The organism is uncultured Arthrobacter sp. (assembly GCF_947495145.1).
In the GTDB taxonomy this organism is placed as follows: domain Bacteria; phylum Actinomycetota; class Actinomycetes; order Actinomycetales; family Micrococcaceae; genus Arthrobacter_D.
Window position 1 is genome coordinate 126,939 of record NZ_CANLXP010000003.1, and the last position, 18,815, is coordinate 145,753.

The window sequence follows — 18,815 nt, forward strand, 5'->3', positions numbered from 1 at the left end:
GAGCAAAACATCAACCAAAAAGGTTAGTGTCCAGTGAGAGAAAAACCTGAGTGAGAGGTCAATCAGCAATGGCACCCGAATCCACCACACCGACCATGGCAACTGTTGATCCTGCCAGCCGCGACGACTACATTTACAACCGCCTCCTGAGGGAGCGCATCATCTGGCTCGGCTCCGAGGTACGCGACGAGAACGCCAACGCGATCTGCTCGCAGCTGCTCCTGCTCTCTGCGGAGGATCCCGAGAAGGACATCTTCCTCTACATCAATTCCCCCGGAGGTTCGGTCACTGCGGGCATGGCCATCTACGACACCATGCAGTTCATCCCGAATGATGTCGTCACCGTCGCCACCGGGCTTGCCGCTTCGATGGGCCAGTTCCTCCTTTCCTCCGGAACCAAGGGGAAGCGTTACGCTACTCCGCACGCCCGTATCCTGATGCACCAGCCCTCAGGCGGAATCGGTGGTACCGCTTCAGACATCAAGATTCAGGCCGAGCTGATTCTGCACATGAAGAGGGTCATGGCCGAGCTCACCGCTGAACAGACGGGTCAGACGGTTGAGACCATCCTCAAGGACAATGACCGCGACAAGTGGTTCACCGCCCAGGATGCCCTTGAATATGGGTTCTTCGACAAGATTTCGGCCCACGCTGGATCCGTCTCCGGCGGCGGCGGAACCAAGCGCGACTGACCCGCACACAGCCCACTTTCACTGACCTGCCACACAGGAGGCACCATGAACCACGATTTCTCCGCCGCAGCCGGCGGCCGGGCTGCCCAGCTGCCAAGCAACCGCTACGTTCTTCCCCAGTTCGAGGAGCGCACGCCCTACGGGTTCAAGCGCCAGGATCCGTACACCAAACTGTTCGAGGATCGCATTATCTTCCTGGGTGTCCAGGTGGACGACGCCTCCGCTGACGATGTGATGGCGCAACTCCTTGTCCTCGAGTCCACTGATCCTGAGCGGGACATTACGCTCTACATCAATTCGCCCGGCGGGTCCTTCACGGCCATGACGGCCATTTACGACACAATGCAGTTCATCCGTCCCGAAATTCAGACGGTTTGCCTGGGCCAGGCGGCCAGCGCGGCCGCCGTGCTGCTCGCAGCGGGTGCGCCCGGCAAGCGCCTTGCCCTTCCCAACGCCCGCGTGCTCATTCACCAGCCCGCGCTCGGCGGTGGGCAGGGCGGGCAGGCTTCGGACCTCGAGATTCAAGCCAACGAAGTCATGCGTATGCGTGCCTGGCTTGAAGACACGCTGGCGCTGCACAGCGGGAAGACCTCCGAACAGGTGAATATCGACATTGAGCGGGACAAGATTCTGACGGCCGAGGATGCCAAGGCTTACGGTCTCGTCGATGAAGTACTCACCTCGCGGAAGATCACACCGCCGAAAATCAACAAGCCGTAGCTAGTGCCGTAAGTGCCCGTGGTCCCTCGCAATTGTGGGAGACCACGGGCGCTATATTGCTGAATCGGGCCACCAAGTGGCCTAGAGTGGAACCTAGTCGACGCACGGAGACCGTCCCATTGCAGCAGCTGACAACGGTCGAAGACTTAGGCGAAATACTCCAGGACCACGTTAGGGGACTGACACATGGCTCGCATTGGTGAGAGCACCGATCTACTGAAGTGCTCTTTCTGTGGCAAAAGCCAAAAGCAGGTCCGGAAGCTCATTGCGGGCCCGGGCGTTTATATTTGCGACGAATGCATTGAACTGTGCAACGAGATCATCGAGGAAGAGCTCTCGGAAGTCGCTGACCTCGGTACCTTCGAGCTGCCCAAGCCCCGTGAGATCTTCGATTTCCTGCAGGAGTATGTAATCGGGCAGGAGCCGGCCAAGCGTTCGCTGGCTGTGGCGGTCTACAACCACTACAAGCGGATACAGTCCGGTCACTCGCCGCGTGCTTCGGCCAACCTGTCGGATGCCTCGCCAGCAGAGGACGTCGAAATCGCCAAGTCGAACATCCTCCTGATCGGCCCCACCGGTTGCGGAAAGACCTACCTTGCCCAGACGCTCGCCCGCCGGCTCAACGTGCCGTTCGCCGTCGCCGATGCCACCGCGCTCACCGAGGCAGGCTACGTAGGCGAGGATGTTGAGAACATTCTGCTGAAACTTATTCAGGCCGCAGACTATGACGTCAAGAAGGCCGAGCAGGGAATTATCTACATCGACGAGATCGACAAGATTTCGCGCAAGAGCGAGAATCCTTCAATCACGCGTGATGTGTCAGGTGAGGGAGTTCAGCAGGCGCTGCTGAAAATCCTTGAGGGAACGGTTGCATCCGTACCGCCGCAGGGCGGACGGAAACATCCCCACCAGGAATTCATCCAGATCGACACGACGAACGTACTCTTCATTGTTGCCGGCGCCTTCGCGGGGTTGGAAGAAATCATCGGATCACGCGCCGGGCGCAAGGGCATCGGTTTCGGTGCGCCGCTGAGTTCCCTCAAGAATGAGGAAGTCAGTTATGGCGACGTCATGCCCGAGGACCTGCTCAAGTTCGGGTTGATCCCCGAGTTCATCGGACGCCTCCCGGTAATCACCACCGTCACGCATTTGGATCGTCCGGCCCTGATGCAAATTCTCACCGAACCCAAGAATGCCCTGATCAAGCAGTATCAGAAGATGTTTGCGCTGGACGGCGTGGAGCTTCTGTTCGAGCCGCAGGCTCTGGAAGCGATCGCCGACCAGGCTCTTGAGCGAGGAACCGGGGCTCGCGGCCTCCGCGCAATCATGGAGGAGGTCCTCCTGCCTGTGATGTTCGATCTGCCGAGCCGCGAAGACATCGCAACAGTGGTCATCAGCGCCGCTGTCGTCGACAAGACCGCCGAGCCTACCCTGATCTCGCACGACGTCGTGGCCAAGCGCCGCAACAAGTCTGCGTAGCCGGAACCAAGGAGTTGTGTCCATGACTGCTGCCAAAAAATCCGAGAAGAAGGCCGACTTCTGGTTTGACCCGGTGTGCCCGTTCGCCTGGATCACCTCCCGCTGGATGGGAGAGGTCGAAAAGGTACGGGACGTTTCGGTCGAGTGGCACGTGATGAGCTTGTCTGTCCTCAACGAGGGTAGGGATCTGCCCGAGGAGTACAAGGAGGGCATGAAGCAGGCATGGGCTCCGGTCCGCGTTATCATCGCGGCCGCTGAACTGCACGGCCCCCAGAACATCAAGAAGCTTTATGACGCGATGGGCATGCGCATTCACAACGGCGGAAACGATGATTACGCCGCAGTCATCCGCGAGGCTCTTCAGGAGACCGGGCTGCCCGCTTCTCTTGCTGAATACGCCACCAGTGATGAATATGACGAGCAGTTGCGGGCGTCGCACCAGGATGGCATCGACAGGGTTGGCGACGAAGTCGGTACCCCCGTCGTGGCATTCGACGGCACCGCCTTCTTCGGGCCGGTCCTCACCCGCATTCCCCGCGGGGAAGAAGCCGGCCGCATCTTCGACGGAGCAGTGATGATGGCCGGTTTCCCCGAGTTCTTCGAGCTGAAGCGGTCCCGTACTTCCAGTCCGTCGTTCGAGTAGGGCGAACACAAACGGTCAGCACAAAGGGAACCCCTCCAGCGTGATGCTGGAGGGGTTCTTTCTGGTGCTGGGTCAGGACGGGTTGACGGGCTCTTCCGGCGGCGCCAGACGAACATCGCTGACCGTGAGATCGCCATCGTGGACGCGTAGCTCAAGTCCGGCGGCATTGCCTGCCGCACTCAGGTCAAAGCGCGCAGCTTCAAGCTGCCGCACCTGCGCCTCGGAACCGTGGATGACGGCTGCGAGCACCTGGGTACGCTGCTTGACCTTGGCCTCCGACTTCGCCTTCCGCAGCCCACCCAATGCTGCGCCGACGGTGGCCAGCATGCCGGTGTCCGCGTTCAAGGCGGCGGAGGTAAGCGCTCCCGAGGCCGGCCATGCCGCGCGATGCACCGATCCTTGCCTCCACCAGCCCCAGACCTCCTCCGTGGCAAAGGGCAGGACGGGGGCGAAGAGCCGAAGCAGCCGATCGAGGCTCGTCGCGAGTGCGGCGAGGACCGATGCCTTCTCCGCTTCGCCGGCACTTCCATAGGCACGGTCCTTGATGAGTTCGACGTAGTCGTCGGTGAACGACCAGAAGAACGTCTCAGTGAGCTGAAGGGCCCGCGCGTAGTCGTACTTCTCGAAGGCAGCCGTTGCCTGCTGAACGACCTCATCGAGGGACGCCAGGAGGGAACGGTCGAGCGGATTGGTGACCGTTCCCGCGTCGACCGAAATGATGTCCGCTTCAGTGGCGCCCAGGTTGAGAACAAATTTGGATGCGTTCAACAACTTGATGGCGAGCCGGCGGCCGATCTTCATCTGTGCGATCTCATAGGCGGTGTCCGCACCAAGCTTGGCCGACGCTGCCCAGTAGCGGACGGCGTCCGAGCCGAACTGCTCCAGCGCATCCGTGGGAACCACGACATTGCCCTTGGACTTGGACATCTTCTTGCGGTCGGGATCCAGAATCCAGCCCGAAATGGCCGCGTGCTTCCACGGAGCCGAGTCAAGCAGCGAGTCGGCGCGAACCACCGAAGAGAACATCCAGGTACGGATGATGTCGTGTCCCTGCGGGCGCAGGTCAAACGGGTACACCTTGGCGAAAAGGTCCTCATCACGCGACCAGCCGCCGATGATCTGCGGCGAGAGGGAGGAAGTCGCCCAGGTGTCAAGCACGTCCGGGTCACCCATGAAGCCGCCGGGGTGGTCGCGCTGTGCTTCGTCGAAGCCCGGAGCCGGTTCCGCCGCAGGGTCCACGGGCAGCATGTCGTCCGAGGGCAGGATCGGGTTCTCGTAGTCGGGCGTTCCGTTTTCATCGAGGGCATACCAGACGGGGAAAGGCACGCCGAAGAACCGCTGGCGGGAAATCAGCCAGTCTCCATTGAGGCCCTCGATCCAGTTCTCATAGCGGCTGCGCATGAAGGAGGGGTGGAAGTCGATCTCGCGGCCGCGTGCAATGAGGCGTTCACGGCGGTCGGCGTCGCGGCCGCCGTTGCGGATGTACCACTGGCGGCTCGTCACGACCTCGAGCGGCTTGTCGCCCTTCTCGAAGAAGTTCACCGGGTGGGTGATCTTCTTTGGTTCTCCGTCCAGCAGATCCGCATCCGCAAGCAGCTCCGCGACGGCCTCCTTTGCGGAAAAGACCGTTTTGCCGGCGATGCGGGCATAGTTTTCCCGGCCCGCCGTCGTCGTAATCCAGTCCGGGGTATCCGCGAGGATGCGGCCGTCCCGGCCGACGATTGCTCTGGTGGGCAGTTCCAGTTCCCGCCACCAGGTGACGTCGGTCAGGTCGCCGAAGGTACAGACCATGGCGATGCCGGCGCCCTTGTCCGGCTTGGCCAGCGGATGTGCCCTGACCTCGACCTCCACCCCGAAGAGGGGAGAGGTGACCGTCGTGCCGAAGTACGGCTGGTATCGCTCATCGTCCGGGTGCGCCACGAGCGCCACGCAGGCAGCGAGCAGCTCGGGACGGGTGGTCTCGATGTGGATCCGGGTGCCGTCGGCCGCCGCAAAGGGGTAGCGGAAGTACGCGCCGGGCACCTCCCGGTCTTCCAACTCCGCCTGCGCAACAGCCGTCCGGAACGTTACATCCCACAGCGTGGGCGCTTCAGCGAGGTAGGCATCGCCCTGCTTGAGATTCGCGAGGAAAGCCCGCTGCGACACTGCACGGGAAGTTGAGTCGATCGTGCGGTAGGTCAGATTCCAATCCACGGACAGACCGAGGGACAGGAAGAGATTCTCGAAAACCTTTTCATCCTCGACCGCGAGCTCCTCGCAGAGCTCGATGAAGTTGCGGCGGGAGACGACGTCGAAATCGCGTTGGTTCTTTGCGGGTTGGGCGGGTGGACGGTAGTCGGCGTTGTACGGCACGGATGGGTCACATCGCACGCCGTAGTAGTTCTGCACGCGCCGTTCGGTGGGCAGGCCGTTGTCATCCCAGCCCATCGGATAGAAAACGTTCTTGCCGGTCATACGCTGGTAGCGCGCCATCACGTCGGTCTGCGTGTAGGAGAAGACGTGGCCCACATGCAGTGAACCGGACGCTGTCGGCGGCGGCGTGTCGATCGAGTAGACGGCTTCACGCGACGTCTCGGGATTGAAGGTGTACGTTCCCTCGGCGCGCCAGCGCTCGTTCAGGGCGGCTTCGAGACCCTCGAGCGCGGGCTTGTCGGGAACGTTGATGGGGGCCGTTGTGGGCGTGTCTGTACCCTCGTTGATGTGTGCCATGGACCAATTGTTTCATGCTGGCTGTCTGTGACTGCATCGAGCTCCGCGGTGGGCTAGTTTGGGTCAATGACTTCTGGACAGGGCAGGGCTGCAGTTGTAACCGGTGCAAGCTCCGGTATCGGTGAAGCGACAGTGCGCAGGTTGGCTGCAGACGGCTGGAAGGTCTGGGCCGTGGCCCGACGCCAGGATCGGTTGGACCGGCTGGGCGAGGCGACCGGCGCGGTGCCGGTGGCACTGGACATCACCGACGACGACGGCGTTGCCCGTCTGGTGCGCGACGTCACCGAAGCGGGCGGCATCGACACCCTGGTGAACATTGCCGGCGGCGCGCGCGGGACCGACTGGGTGGCGGACGCCTGCACCGATGACTGGGCGTGGATGTATGAGGCGAACGTTCTCGGCACCATGAAGCTGATTCGTGCCTTCTTGCCGATGCTGCGGAAGCATGGGGATGGCACGGTGCTGAACCTGACCTCGACGGCGGCGCTGGTCGCGTACGAGGGCGGCGCCGGCTACAACGCCGCCAAGGCGGCCCAGCGAGCGCTCACGCGGGCGCTGCGCCTCGAGGAGGTAGAGAACAACGTGCGCGTGATTGAGGTCCTTCCCGGCATGGTCCATACGGAGGAGTTCTCCCTGAACCGGCTCGGGAACGAAGCGGCGGCAGAGAAGGTGTATGCGGGCGTCGAAAAGCCGCTTACAGCGGACGACGTCGCTGATGTTGTCGCCTACGCGGTTTCAGTGCCGCACCATGTGAACCTCGACGAGATTGTTGTACGGCCCGTGGCGCAGGCGGCTGCGCACAAGGTAATCCGCAGCAGCTGACGCGGCGCGGCTTTCCGATTCGGGAAGTTCGCTAAGTCCGACATCGACCGTTAGAATTGAGCGATCAGCTACGACCCGGCCATCACCGGTGAGCTTCCGGAAGAAATCCCGCGGAAGAAATTCCGCCGGTGAGTAGAACCGGACGGGTAAGCCCGTCACAGCGGACATGAAGCGGCTTGTGCTGTTCCTTCCACTCAGGGAGGAGGAGTGCAGGCAAGCGAGGTGGTACCGCGGATTGCTCACCGGGGCTTCGGTCCCGGCGGAAAGTTCGTCCTTGCAGATTGATGAATCTTGCCCGCCGCATCCTCGCCAGCTTCAGGACACACCACATGTCACAGATCTATCCCAAGGCCTCAGCCGCAGATCCGGCTGTCTCCGGCTCGGCCTCACCGAAGTTCCCCGAGCTGGAGGAACGCGTTCTCGCATACTGGGACCAGGACGGCACCTTCCAGGCCTCCATTGACCAGCGCGGCGCTGACTTGTCCGGTGGCCAGCACGGCTCGAACGAGTTCGTCTTCTACGACGGACCCCCTTTCGCCAACGGACTGCCCCATTACGGGCATCTGCTGACCGGCTATGCCAAGGACCTCGTGGGCCGCTACCAGACGCAGCGCGGCCGCCGCGTTGAGCGCCGATTCGGTTGGGATACCCATGGACTTCCCGCCGAACTGGAGGCCATGAAGCAGCTCGGTATGAGCGACAAGAAGCAGATCGAAGCCATGGGCATCGACAAGTTCAACGATGCATGCCGTGCCTCGGTCATGAAGTATGCGGGGGAGTGGCGGGACTACGTCACCCGCCAGGCCCGCTGGGTCGATTTCGAGAACGATTACAAGACCCTGAACGTCGATTACATGGAGTCGGTGCTCTGGGCCTTCAAGACCCTGCACTCCAAGGGTCTGACGTACAACGGTTACCGGGTGCTTCCGTACTGCTGGAAGGACGAGACTCCGCTGTCCAACCACGAGCTGCGTATGGACGACGACGTCTACCAGGACCGCCAGGATCAGACCGTCACCGTGACGTTCCCGATCCTGGCCGGAGAGTCGGCCCTGTCGCAGGAGCTGGCCGGCGTCGAGGCGCTTGCCTGGACCACCACGCCCTGGACGCTGCCCACCAATGCGGCTCTCGCCGTCGGCCCGGATATCCACTACGCGCTGGTACCAGGCGCCGGTACTTTCGAAGGGCGCCGCTTCCTCATCGCGGAGGAGCTCCTGTCAGGCTATGCGAAAGACTTCGGCTACGCGTCCGCTGAGGAGGCACGTGCAGCCGTCGTCGGAACACACCGCGGAACCGAGCTCGGCGGCCTCGAGTACGAACCGCTCTGGGATTACCTAGTCGATCCCGAACGGGGCGGCTACCGCAATGCCTTCCGCTTCCTCGTTGCGGACTACGTCACGACGACGGACGGTACCGGCATCGTGCACCAGTCGCCTGCCTACGGCGAAGAGGATCAGAAGATCTGTGAGGACGCAGGGATCCAGGTGATCCTCTCGGTCGATGAGGGCGCCCGCTTCCTTCGGACCTTCGAGAACGGGCCGCTGTCGGACATCGTCGGGGTCCAGGTCTTCGAAGCGAACAAAACCATCACCCGCGTGCTGCGTGACGCCGGTCGCCTGGTACGCCAGGCAAGTTACGTCCACAGCTACCCGCACTGCTGGCGCTGCCGCAATCCGCTGATCTACCGCGCGGTCTCCTCCTGGTTCGTTGAGGTCACCAAGATCAAGGACCGCATGGTCGAGCTCAACCAGCAGATCAACTGGATCCCGGACAACGTCAAGGACGGCCAGTTCGGCAAGTGGCTGGAGAATGCACGGGACTGGTCGATCAGCCGCAACCGCTACTGGGGCAGCCCCATCCCGGTGTGGGTGTCGGATGATCCGAACTACCCCCGCACAGACGTTTACGGATCACTCGCGGAAATCGAGAGTGACTTCGGGCGCCTGCCTCGCAACGCGGCCGGCGAGGTTGACCTGCACCGGCCCTTCATCGACGAGCTGACCCGTCCCAACCCGGACGACCCGCGTACTCCCGAAGAAGGCCGGTCGACCATGCGCCGCGTGGCGGATGTGCTCGACGTCTGGTTCGACTCAGGGTCCATGCCGTACGCCCAGGTGCACTATCCGATGCAGAACCAGGACTGGTTCGAGTCCCATAATCCTGCTGATTTCATCGTCGAGTACATCGGCCAGACCCGCGGCTGGTTCTACACGCTGCACATCCTGGCGACTGCCCTGTTCGACCGGCCGACGTTCAGGAATGTCATCAGCCATGGGATCGTGCTTGGCTCGGACGGTCAGAAGATGTCCAAGAGCCTGCAGAACTACCCGGACGTCTCCGAGGTCCTCGACCGCGACGGCTCGGATGCCATGCGCTGGTTCCTGATGGCCTCGCCCATCCTCCGCGGCGGCAATCTCATCGTCACGGAGCAGGGAATCCGCGACGGCGTCCGGCAGGTCATCCTGCCGCTCTGGAACGTCTGGCATTTCTTCCGGCTGTACACCAACGCCGCCGCCGGCGGCGCAGGATACGAGGCCAAGACTGTAACTGCCGAGACGGCTGAATTCCTGGCAGATCCGCTGGACCGCTATATCCTCGCCTACACCGGAAACCTGGTGGAGGATATGACGGCTTCCCTCGATGCGTTCAACATCAGCGACGCTTGCGAGTCGCTGCGACGCTACCTGGACACCTTGACCAACTGGTACGTGCGCCGGGGTCGGCAGCGGTTCTTCGACGAGGACACCGACGCCTTCGACGTCCTTTATACCTGCCTTGAAGCGGTCAGCCGGGTGGCGGCTCCACTGTTGCCGCTGGTCACGGAGGAGATCTGGCGCGGCCTGACCGGCGGCCGCTCAGTGCACCTGACCGACTGGGCGGCGCCGTCGTCGTTCGCTGCTGCACCGGAACTGGTCGAGCGGATGGAGCGGACCCGGCAGATCTGCTCCACTGGCTCCAGCCTGCGGAAGGCCGCAAACCTCCGCGTGCGACTGCCGCTGGCGGAATTGACGGTCGTTGCGCCGCAGGCCGGGGAGCTTGAGGGCCAGTACCGCGCTGTCATCGCGGATGAGCTGAACATCAAGTCCGTCCGGCTGATCGACTCCGCGGATGTCTCGCCTGAGGAGTTCGGGATCTCGCAAAAGCTGGTTGTCAATGCGCGCGCCGCCGGTCCGCGGCTGGGCAAGAACGTCCAGGCCGCGATCAAAGCCGCCAAGGCGGGCGACTGGTCGTTGGACGACGCCGGCGCCGTCACCGCCGGCGGCCTGGTGTTGGAGCCGGGCGAATACACGCTGGAGACGGTAGTAGACAGAAACGACGACGACGGCGTGAGCACCGCAGTGACGGTGCTGCCGGGCGGTGGTTTCCTTGTCCTCAACACCTTCGTCACGCCTGAACTTGCGGCGGAAGGCACTGCCCGCGATGTCATCCGTTCCATCCAGCAGGCACGCCGGGATGCTGATCTCCACATCAGTGACCGCGTTATCACTACTGTGGAGTCCGACGCAGAGACGCTCTCTGCCCTGGAAATGCACGCTGAGCTGGTGAAGCAGGAAACATTGACCGATGAACTGGAACTTGTTGCCACGGTATCCGCGCCGGCAAACGGAGTGTCAGTGAAGGTGGAGCGGCAGGCATGAACGCTGATATGAACGCTGACAGCGTACCCGGAAGCGGGGAGGGCATCGACCGGTTCTCGGTTGAGAGCGTGTACGCCGAGTTGCTGAGCCGTGCGCCCGAAAGCAAGATGCAGCCCCGTATGGCGCCGCTTTTCCGGGCAATGGAGATCCTCGGCGAGCCGAACCGGGCAGTGCCGATCATTCACATCACCGGCACGAACGGAAAGACCTCCACAGCCCGCATGATCGAAGGGCTGCTGCGCGCACATGACCTGCGCACCGGCCGCTACACCAGTCCGCACCTTGCGCGGGTGACCGAGCGGATCAGTATCGACGGTGAACCCGTCGCGGATGAGACGTTTGTGCGCGTCTGGGATGAGATCCGGCCGTATCTGCAGATCGTCGACTCCGAGCTTGATGCCGCCGGTGAACCGCAGCTGACCTACTTTGAATGCGTGACCATTCTGGCCTTCGCTATCTTCGCTGATGAGCCCGTGGACGTGGCGGTTATCGAAGTGGGACTTGGAGGCATCACGGACGCCACCAACGTCGGTGACGGCGTTGTATCGGTCGTCACGCCGATTTCTCTCGACCACACCGAGCTTCTCGGGGATACCCCCGGCGACATCGCGATTGAAAAGGCGGGGATCATCAAGCCGGGCGGGTTCCTCGTCAGCGCTGCCCAGCCTGCAGATGCGGCGCAGGTGCTCCTGGAGAAGGCGCGTGAAACCGGCGTCGAGTTCCGCTTCGAGGGAGTGGAATTCGGCGTGGAAGACCGGCGGATCGCCGTCGGAGGGCAGCAGCTCACCGTGGCAGGAATGGCAGGCCGCTACGAGGACTTGCTTTTACCCCTTCATGGTGAGCACCAGGCGCAGAACGCGGCAGTGGCCATCGCGGCGGTCGAGGCATTCCTCGGCGGCGGTTCCCGGGAACTGAGTAGCGATGTCGTCCGCGATGGATTAGGCGCGGTCACGTCGCCGGGACGGTTGGAGCTGGTACGGACGGCCCCCAGCATTCTGGTGGATGCGGCTCACAACGCCGCAGGCGCCCGTGCATCGGCGAAAGCAATCAACGAGGCCTTTGAGTTCACCAAGCTCGTTCTCGTCATCGGTGTCCTCAAGGACAAGGATGCCGGAGGAATCCTCAGCGAATTGCACGAGGAACTCGGCGGGGTGCTCGAGGACGTATGCCTGACCCAGTCAACCTCGCCTCGCTCCATTCCCGCAGAGGACCTGCGCAGGCTGGCGCTGAGCGCAGGCTTCGCAGAGAATCGCATCCATGTTGCCGAGCGACTGGACGATGCCCTTGAATGGGCCGTGCTGACTGCTGAAGAAGGCAGCGAGCTCGGCGGAGGCGGCGTCCTGGTAACCGGGTCAATCACCGTGGTGGGCGAAGCCCGCACACTCCTGGGCAAGTAAGGGGTCGCAGATGGCTCGCCAGACAAAGGCCCAACGCGAGTGGCGTCCGGGCATGCCGAAGAAGCGGCGCTCGGTCAAGGTGATGTTCGCGTCGACGGTGCTCCTGCTCGAAGCCTTCGTCGTGCTGTTCGCGACGCTCGTAGTGTTCGGCCTGCGCTCCGACACCATCCCGGTAGGCCTGATCCTCGGCATCGGACTCACTCTGAGTGCCGTGCTCATCGCGTCCTGTGCGCTCCTGACGAAGCCGTATGGCATTCTGCTCGGCTGGGTGCTACAGGTGTTGATTATCGCCACCGGGATTGCTGAACCGATGATGTTTCTCGTTGGTGTTCTTTTCGCTGCTACGTGGCTGTACGGGATCCGCACCGGCGGACGCTTGGACCGGGAGAATGCGCAGCGCGATCGTGAGCAGGCTGAGTGGGAGCAGGCAAACCGGCCCGAGGGGAACAACGGCGGGCAGACGCTTTAGTAGAGTCGACGATGGACCCGGCCGGTTACCGGCCGAACAGAGCGTAATCGAAAGGAACAATATGAGTACTGAGCGGACCCTGATACTGGTCAAGCCCGACGGCGTCGCCCGCGGACTGAGCGGAACAATCCTCTCCCGCGTTGAGGCGAAGGGCTACAGGCTTGTAGACCTCAAGATGGTGAACGCCACCAGGGAAATCCTGGAAGCGCACTATGCCGAGCATGTGGGCAAGCCCTTCTACGAGCCGCTGGTCGAATTCATGCTGAGCGGACCGGTGGTCGCTGCCGTATTCGAGGGCGAACGGGTCATCGAGGGCTTCCGGTCGCTGGCAGGGACAACGGAGCCGACGACGGCGGCACCCGGAACAATTCGCGGCGACTTCGGCCGGGACTGGGGATTGAAGGTTCAGCAGAACCTCGTACACGGGTCAGACTCGGCCGAATCGGCCGAGAAGGAAATTTCGATCTGGTTCAGCTGACCCTGCCGGGCTGAACTCCGGCGCCGGGTTGATAGCCTTGGGCAATGACTGAATATCGCAGACTCGGCACATCAGGTTTGAGCGTTTCGGTGATCGGTCTGGGGTGCAACAACCTGGGCCGGCCCGGAACCGCTTCGGAATCGCAGCGGGGTGCCGCTGCAGTCGTGAGTGCGGCGCTGGACGCAGGAATCACGCTGTTCGATGTCGCGGACTCCTATGGTCGCTCTCCCGGTGTCAGCGAGGAACTTCTCGGGCGGTCGCTGGGAAAGAACCGCGACGACGTAGTGGTGGCCACCAAGTTTGGGCTGGACCTCAAAGGAGTCAACGGCCCTGACTGGGGCGCGCGCGGGTCGCGGCGCTACATCGTGAAGGCGGTTGAATCCTCGCTGAAGCGGCTGAACACCGACTGGATTGACCTGTATCAATACCATGCTCCCGATCCGGCGACGCCGATCGACGAGACTCTCGCAGCGCTGGACCAGCTGGTGCAGAGCGGGAAGGTGCGGTACATCGGGCACTCGAACTTCGCCGGCTGGCAGGTGGCGGAGGCGGAGTACGTCGCCCGCCAGCTGGGTTCAACACGCTTCATCTCAGCGCAGAACCACTACAACCTCCTGGAACGCGCAGTCGAGCGCGAGGTTGTCCCGGCAGCGCAGTCCTACGGCCTGGGCCTTTTGCCGTACTTCCCGCTGGCAAACGGGCTGCTCACCGGAAAGTACGCCGCCGGCCACGCACCAGCCGGAAGCCGTTTGACGCACTCCCGAACCAATCTGCTCGACAATGCGAACTGGGAACAGCTTGCGGACTTCAGCGCCTACGCCCGCGCACGCTCCCTGACGGAGTTGGATGTTGCGTTCTCGTGGCTCGCCAGCCGTCCGACCGTGGCCAGCGTCATCGCTGGAGCGACGAAGCCGGAGCAGGTCAGGCAGAACGCCGAAGCCGCCCGGTGGATTCCCTCGGAGGCAGACCTTGCGGAACTTGATCACATCTTTCCCGCCCGGCCATAGACCCGCCCGGCGATGAATTCAGGCGGTTCAGTGGAAGGTGTTCCCGTTGACGCGAGCTGAAGCGCCAACCCTGTCCAGGTAGGGGGTAATGCCCCCGAGATGCATCGGCCACCCTGCGCCGAGGATCATGCACAGGTCAATATCCTCGGGTGCCGCGACGACGCCCTCCGTGAGCATGCGGCCGATTTCATCCGCGAGAGCGTCCTGCGTACGCCGCAGAACCTCTTCAATTGAGGACGGCGAAGAGCCGAAGCTGAGCAGCGCCAGGGTGGCTTCGGGCACCACGTCCGTGCCGGCGTCGTCCTGTTCCCACAGTCCCTTCTTGCCCGCGTCGATCAGGATCTGCTGGTTCTTCGAAAGGTAGAAGCGATCCCCGAAGGCGCTGTGTAGAGACTCCTGTACGTGCTGACCGACCGGCAGGCCCACCAGTGCGAGCAGCTTGAAGGGTGTCATGGGCAAACCCAAGGACCGCAGCGCCCGATCTGCCGTGGCGGCATCGGTTCCTTCGTCGAATGCCGCGGTGATCTCGCCGAACATGCGTCCCAAAATCCGGTTCACCACAAATGCCGGCGCGTCCTTGACAAGCACCGCGTTCTTCTTGAGTTGCTTGCCGACGGCAAACGCTGTCGCCAGGACCTCATCTGCAGTTCGCGGGGCCTTCACTATTTCCAGCAGGGGCATGGCGGCGACCGGGTTGAAGAAGTGGAAGCCGACGGCGCGTTCCGGGTGCAGCAGATCCTCAGCCATTGCAGCTACGGAGAGCGACGAGGTATTCGTCGCCAGAACGCACTCGGGGGAGACCACCTGTTCAACCTCTGCGAAGACCGACTTTTTGACGCTCAGTTCTTCGAAGACTGCCTCGATCACGAAGTCAGCGTCGGCAAAAGCATCTTTCGAGACGGAGCCGGTCACGAGGGCTTTGATGCGGTTCGCCTTGTCCGGGGACAGCCGCTTCTTACCCAGCATCCTGTCGATTTCGGTGTGGACCCAGCCGACGCCCTTGTCGACGCGCGCCTGATCGATGTCGGTGAGAACTACGGGAACGCTCAGCTGCCGCGCGAAAAGGAGCGCGAGTTGGCTGGCCATCAGGCCCGCGCCCACCACTCCCACCTTGGTCACGGGGCGGGCAAGCGATTTGTCAGGTGCGCCGGCCGGGCGCTTGGCCCGCTTCTGGACGAGATCCAGGAACGCGTAAACCGTGTCATGGAACTGGGGCGTTAGCATCAGTTCAGTCAGGGCCTCACATTCCGCCGCGGCAGACTCCGCCCGGGTCCGGGTCCGGGCAGCCTCGAAAAGATCCACAACTTTCCCCGGCGCAGGTGCGGCATTGGACGTTTTCGCTTCAATGAATGCCCGCCCGGCCGCGGCGGCGGCTTCCCACTCACCGTCGTCGTACTGTGATAGCGCTGCGCGGCGGTCTCGAACGTCCGAGGAGTCCTCCAGAACATCCGCCGCCCACCTGACTGACCGCTCAAGGAAATCGGCCGGTTCGAAGAGAGCGTCGGCAATACCTGCTTCGTAAGCAGACCGGCCATCAAGGGTGCGGTTGTTGCTGAGCGGATTTTCGATCATGACCTTCACGGCCGCGAGGGGGCCGGTCAGCCGCGGAAGCCGGTACACGCCTCCCCACCCGGGAACCAGGCCGATGAAGGCCTCTGGTAGTCCTATCCCGCTCGCGCTGGAGGAGACCGTCCGGTAATCCGCGGCGAGTGCGATCTCAAGTCCGCCGCCGAGGGCCACACCGTTGATGAATGCGAAGCTGGGAACGCCGAGGGAACCGAGGAGGTTATACGCCGTGTGACCGAGTTCGGCCATCAGACGTCCCTGTTCCGCAGCTTTCAGTGACTTCACTGTGGAGAGGTCCGCGCCCGCGGCAAGGAAGTATGGCTTTCCGGTCAGTGCGACAGCGGAGATCTCACCCGACCGCGCGCGGTCTTTGAGGTTCTCAAGGGTACGGCCGAACTCGATTAGCGTGGCTGGCCCCAGGGTGGTGGGCCGGCTATGGTCCAGCCCGTTGTCGAGGGTGATGAGGGCCATTGCTCCGCGGCCGCCGGGAAGCGGGACGTCCTCCACAAGCGAGTGCGTGATCACCTCATCCGGAACAAGCGCGGCCAGCCCCTCGAAGCGTTCGAAACTCATGCTGCGTCCTCCGTGGTGTTTCCTGAATAGTCTGCGTGGTGCGGATTCTCCCAGATGACGGTTCCGCCCATCCCCAGCCCTACGCACATGGTCGTGATGCCGTACCGGACCTGTGGATCTTCTTCGAACTGACGAGCCAGCTGTGTCATGAGGCGCACGCCCGAGGAGGCCAGAGGGTGGCCTACGGCAATCGCTCCACCGTAGCGGTTGACACGCGGGTCATCGTCAGCAATGCCGAAGTGGTCAAGGAAGGACAGGACCTGGACCGCGAAGGCCTCGTTGATTTCGAACAAGCCGATATCGTCGATTGTCAGGCCGGCCTGGCGCAGGGCCTTCTCGGTGGCCGGCACAGGCCCGATACCCATGACCTCCGGCTCGACGCCGGCGAAAGCGTAGGCAACGAGACGCATTTTTGTGGGAAGACCCAGTTCGGCGGCTGCGTCTGCAGAAGCGAGCAGTGCTGCTGTGGCACCGTCATTCAGCCCGGCAGCGTTGCCCGCGGTGACCCGACCATGCGGTCGGAACGGCGTACGGAGCGTCGCGAGATCCTCGATGGTAGTGCCCGGGCGCGGGGGTTCGTCCTGCTGGTTCACAGTCCAGCCTGACCCTGGCTTCCGGCCTGCAACAGGGACCAGATCCGGTTGGATCTGCTTGCGGCCGTATGCTGCAGCTAGCTTCGCCTGGCTGGCGACGGCATAGGAGTCAGCGCGCTCTTTCGTAATGGCTGGGAAACGGTCGTGCAGGTTCTCTGCAGTATTTCCCATGTTGAGGGCGGCAGGATCAACGAGGCGTTCGGCAAGGAAACGCGGATTCGGATCAGTGCCGGAGCCCATTGGATGGTGGCCCATATGTTCGACGCCGCCGGCCACCACAACGTCATACGCACCGAATGCGATTCCGGAGGCGGTGGTTGTCACGGCGGTCATGGCGCCTGCGCACATCCGGTCGATGGCGAACCCCGGAACCGTTCGGGGCAGGCCCGACAGCAGCGCCGCGGTTCGTCCGATGGTCAGCCCCTGATCGCCGGTCTGTGTTGTGGCCGCAATGGCGACGTCGTCGATCCGCTCCGGGGGGAGGGACGGATTGCGCCGCATCAGCTCACGGATGCACTTGACGATCAGGTCGTCGGCCCGTGTACCCGCGTGTATCCCCTTGTCTCCGGCCTTGCCGAAGGGTGTCCTGACGCCGTCCACGAAGACGACGTCCCTGATTTGTTGCCGCGCTGCTGTGGCTGGTGTGGGCACAATCGCTCCTCGTTGAGTATTCGGATTCGGCCCTCATGTTACTCGCCAGTAACATGAGGGCGCAACAGGCCGGGCGTTTTATTGCGGTGGCTGCTTCTGCTGCTTGGGCTGCAGCGGATCCGGGTCGAGGAACGCGACCGTGAGTACCGCTGCCACGTGCTCGATCTGCCAGCGGCGGGCACCGAGGCCGGCCAGCGCTGCAGAAATTGAATCCAGGTCGATCGGTGCCGGCGGCCGCCAAGCCAGTCGACGCAGATAGTCGGGGGTCAGGAGGTTCTCCATCGGCGTGTTGAGCTTCTCGGCCACTGCGGCAATTCGAGGCTTCGCGGTCTGTAGCCGTGCGGCCGCCGCAGGATCCTTCTCCGGCCAGACGCGGGGCGGCGGCGGCGCGTTGGTGGGTAACTGGAGTTCGGGCAGATTCCGGGTTGCCCGCGCCTCCGAAATGCAGCGAAGCCACCGTGGCGCCTCACGCTGCGCCGCCCTGCCATGAAATCCGTTGACGGACAGCAGCTGGGGAACCGTCTGGGGCATTGCTGTTGACGCCGCCACAATTGCGGCATCGGGAATCAGGCGGCCGGGAGCGACGTCGCGCTTCTGCGCCAGCGACTCCCGCTCCTGCCACAGTTCGCGGACAGCGGCCAGTTGCCGCCGGTCGCGAATCTGGTGGACGCCGGATGTTCGCCGCCATGGGTCGGATTTCGGGGCCGCGGGCGGGCTGGATCGGATGTACTCGAACTCCTCCTCGGCGAACCGGAGCTTGCCGTCCACATCAAGCACTTCAGCCAAACGGTTGCGGAGCTCCACCAACACCTCTACATCGAGGGCTGCGTACCGGAGCCAGGGTTCAGGCAGGGGTCGCTGCGACCAGTCCGCTGCGGAATGTTCCTTCGCGAGGGTGAAACCAAGCAGGTGTTCTATGACAGCGGCCAGCCCGACACGAGGGAATCCGGCGATCCGGGCACCGAGCTCGGTGTCGAACAGTTTGTCCGGCCACATCCCGAGTTCCGACAGGCACGGTAAATCCTGCGTGGCCGCGTGCAGGATCCATTCAACTCCCGACAGGGCTTCGTTGATGATGCGGAGGTCCGGGAAGGGCTCGGGATCGATCAGCCACGTTCCCGCGCCCTCGCGTCGGATCTGTACAAGGAACGCCCGCTGTCCGTACCGGAAACCGGAGGCCCGTTCAGCATCTACTCCGGCCGGTCCCGTCCCGGCCGCGAGTGCACGGGCGGCCCGCTCCAGTCCGGCGGGCGTGTCGATGACGAAGGGAACCCCGTCCCGTGGTTCGTCAAGGAGCGGAAGGGCAACGGTAGAGCCTTGAGAGGGTGCGCCGTCGATTGCGGTGCGGCTTTCAGGCTCTGAGTGCACTGTCATGATG

General features: G+C 63.1%; 14 protein-coding genes. 10 read left to right on the top strand and 4 right to left on the bottom strand.

All coding sequences use genetic code 11. From position 1 onward, the window contains the following. The first annotated feature begins 95 nt into the window (after positions 1–95). The 4 genes from Q0877_RS03385 to Q0877_RS03400 all read left to right on the top strand — a co-directional run bounded on the left by Q0877_RS03385 (position 96) and on the right by Q0877_RS03400 (position 3,534). Entirely contained in the window at positions 96–692 is a 597-nt protein-coding gene (locus tag Q0877_RS03385; protein WP_299165890.1) for an ATP-dependent Clp protease proteolytic subunit, read from the top strand. A gap of 45 nt (positions 693–737) precedes the next feature. Then, entirely contained in the window at positions 738–1,412 is a 675-nt protein-coding gene (locus tag Q0877_RS03390; protein ID WP_299165716.1) for an ATP-dependent Clp protease proteolytic subunit, read from the top strand. 186 nt (positions 1,413–1,598) lie between these two features. Next, a complete protein-coding gene (clpX, locus tag Q0877_RS03395; protein ID WP_299165717.1) occupies positions 1,599–2,891 on the top strand; it encodes an ATP-dependent Clp protease ATP-binding subunit ClpX in 1,293 nt (430 codons plus the stop codon). Positions 2,892–2,913: 22 nt separating this feature from the next. Further along, positions 2,914–3,534, top strand: a complete 621-nt coding sequence (locus Q0877_RS03400) for a DsbA family protein (protein ID WP_299165719.1) — start codon at positions 2,914–2,916, stop codon at positions 3,532–3,534. Positions 3,535–3,606: 72 nt separating this feature from the next. On the opposite strand, the gene valS is transcribed toward Q0877_RS03400, so the two are convergent. Beyond that, complete coding sequence (gene valS / locus Q0877_RS03405; RefSeq protein WP_299165720.1) at positions 3,607–6,243, bottom strand: valine--tRNA ligase; 2,637 nt, start codon at positions 6,241–6,243, stop codon at positions 3,607–3,609. Positions 6,244–6,309: 66 nt separating this feature from the next. On the opposite strand from valS, the gene Q0877_RS03410 reads away from it, so the two are divergent. The 6 genes from Q0877_RS03410 to Q0877_RS03435 all read left to right on the top strand — a co-directional run bounded on the left by Q0877_RS03410 (position 6,310) and on the right by Q0877_RS03435 (position 14,054). After that, on the top strand, positions 6,310–7,065 hold the full coding sequence (locus Q0877_RS03410) for an SDR family oxidoreductase (protein ID WP_299165721.1): 756 nt from the start codon (positions 6,310–6,312) through the stop codon (positions 7,063–7,065). Between the two features lie 329 nt (positions 7,066–7,394). After that, positions 7,395–10,703 carry an isoleucine--tRNA ligase gene (ileS, locus tag Q0877_RS03415; RefSeq protein ID WP_299165722.1) on the top strand — a complete coding sequence of 1,103 codons (3,309 nt, stop codon included), beginning with the start codon at positions 7,395–7,397 and terminating at the stop codon, positions 10,701–10,703. Further along, the gene (locus Q0877_RS03420; RefSeq protein ID WP_299165723.1) at positions 10,700–12,100 is read left to right on the top strand and encodes a folylpolyglutamate synthase/dihydrofolate synthase family protein; all 1,401 of its coding nucleotides are present in this window, start codon (positions 10,700–10,702) and stop codon (positions 12,098–12,100) included. The genes ileS and Q0877_RS03420 overlap by 4 nt, the downstream gene beginning before the upstream one ends. Before the next feature lie 10 nt (positions 12,101–12,110). After that, the gene (locus tag Q0877_RS03425) at positions 12,111–12,569 is read left to right on the top strand and encodes a DUF4233 domain-containing protein (protein WP_299165724.1); all 459 of its coding nucleotides are present in this window, start codon (positions 12,111–12,113) and stop codon (positions 12,567–12,569) included. 61 nt (positions 12,570–12,630) lie between these two features. Next, positions 12,631–13,047 (top strand): nucleoside-diphosphate kinase, encoded by a 417-nt coding sequence (gene ndk / locus Q0877_RS03430; RefSeq protein ID WP_299165725.1) that lies wholly within the window; start codon positions 12,631–12,633, stop codon positions 13,045–13,047. 44 nt (positions 13,048–13,091) lie between these two features. Further along, entirely contained in the window at positions 13,092–14,054 is a 963-nt protein-coding gene (locus Q0877_RS03435; RefSeq protein ID WP_299165726.1) for an aldo/keto reductase, read from the top strand. 27 nt (positions 14,055–14,081) lie between these two features. On the opposite strand, the gene Q0877_RS03440 is transcribed toward Q0877_RS03435, so the two are convergent. The 3 genes from Q0877_RS03440 to Q0877_RS03450 form a co-directional block, all read right to left on the bottom strand. Continuing rightward, positions 14,082–16,193: a 3-hydroxyacyl-CoA dehydrogenase NAD-binding domain-containing protein gene (locus tag Q0877_RS03440; RefSeq protein WP_299165727.1), complete on the bottom strand. Its 2,112-nt coding sequence runs from the start codon at positions 16,191–16,193 to the stop codon at positions 14,082–14,084. Further along, positions 16,190–17,437, bottom strand: a complete 1,248-nt coding sequence (locus Q0877_RS03445; RefSeq protein ID WP_299165728.1) for an acetyl-CoA C-acyltransferase — start codon at positions 17,435–17,437, stop codon at positions 16,190–16,192. The genes Q0877_RS03440 and Q0877_RS03445 overlap by 4 nt, the downstream gene beginning before the upstream one ends. A gap of 78 nt (positions 17,438–17,515) precedes the next feature. Beyond that, the gene (locus Q0877_RS03450; protein WP_299165729.1) at positions 17,516–18,811 is read right to left on the bottom strand and encodes a ribonuclease D; all 1,296 of its coding nucleotides are present in this window, start codon (positions 18,809–18,811) and stop codon (positions 17,516–17,518) included. Positions 18,812–18,815 lie beyond the last annotated feature (4 nt).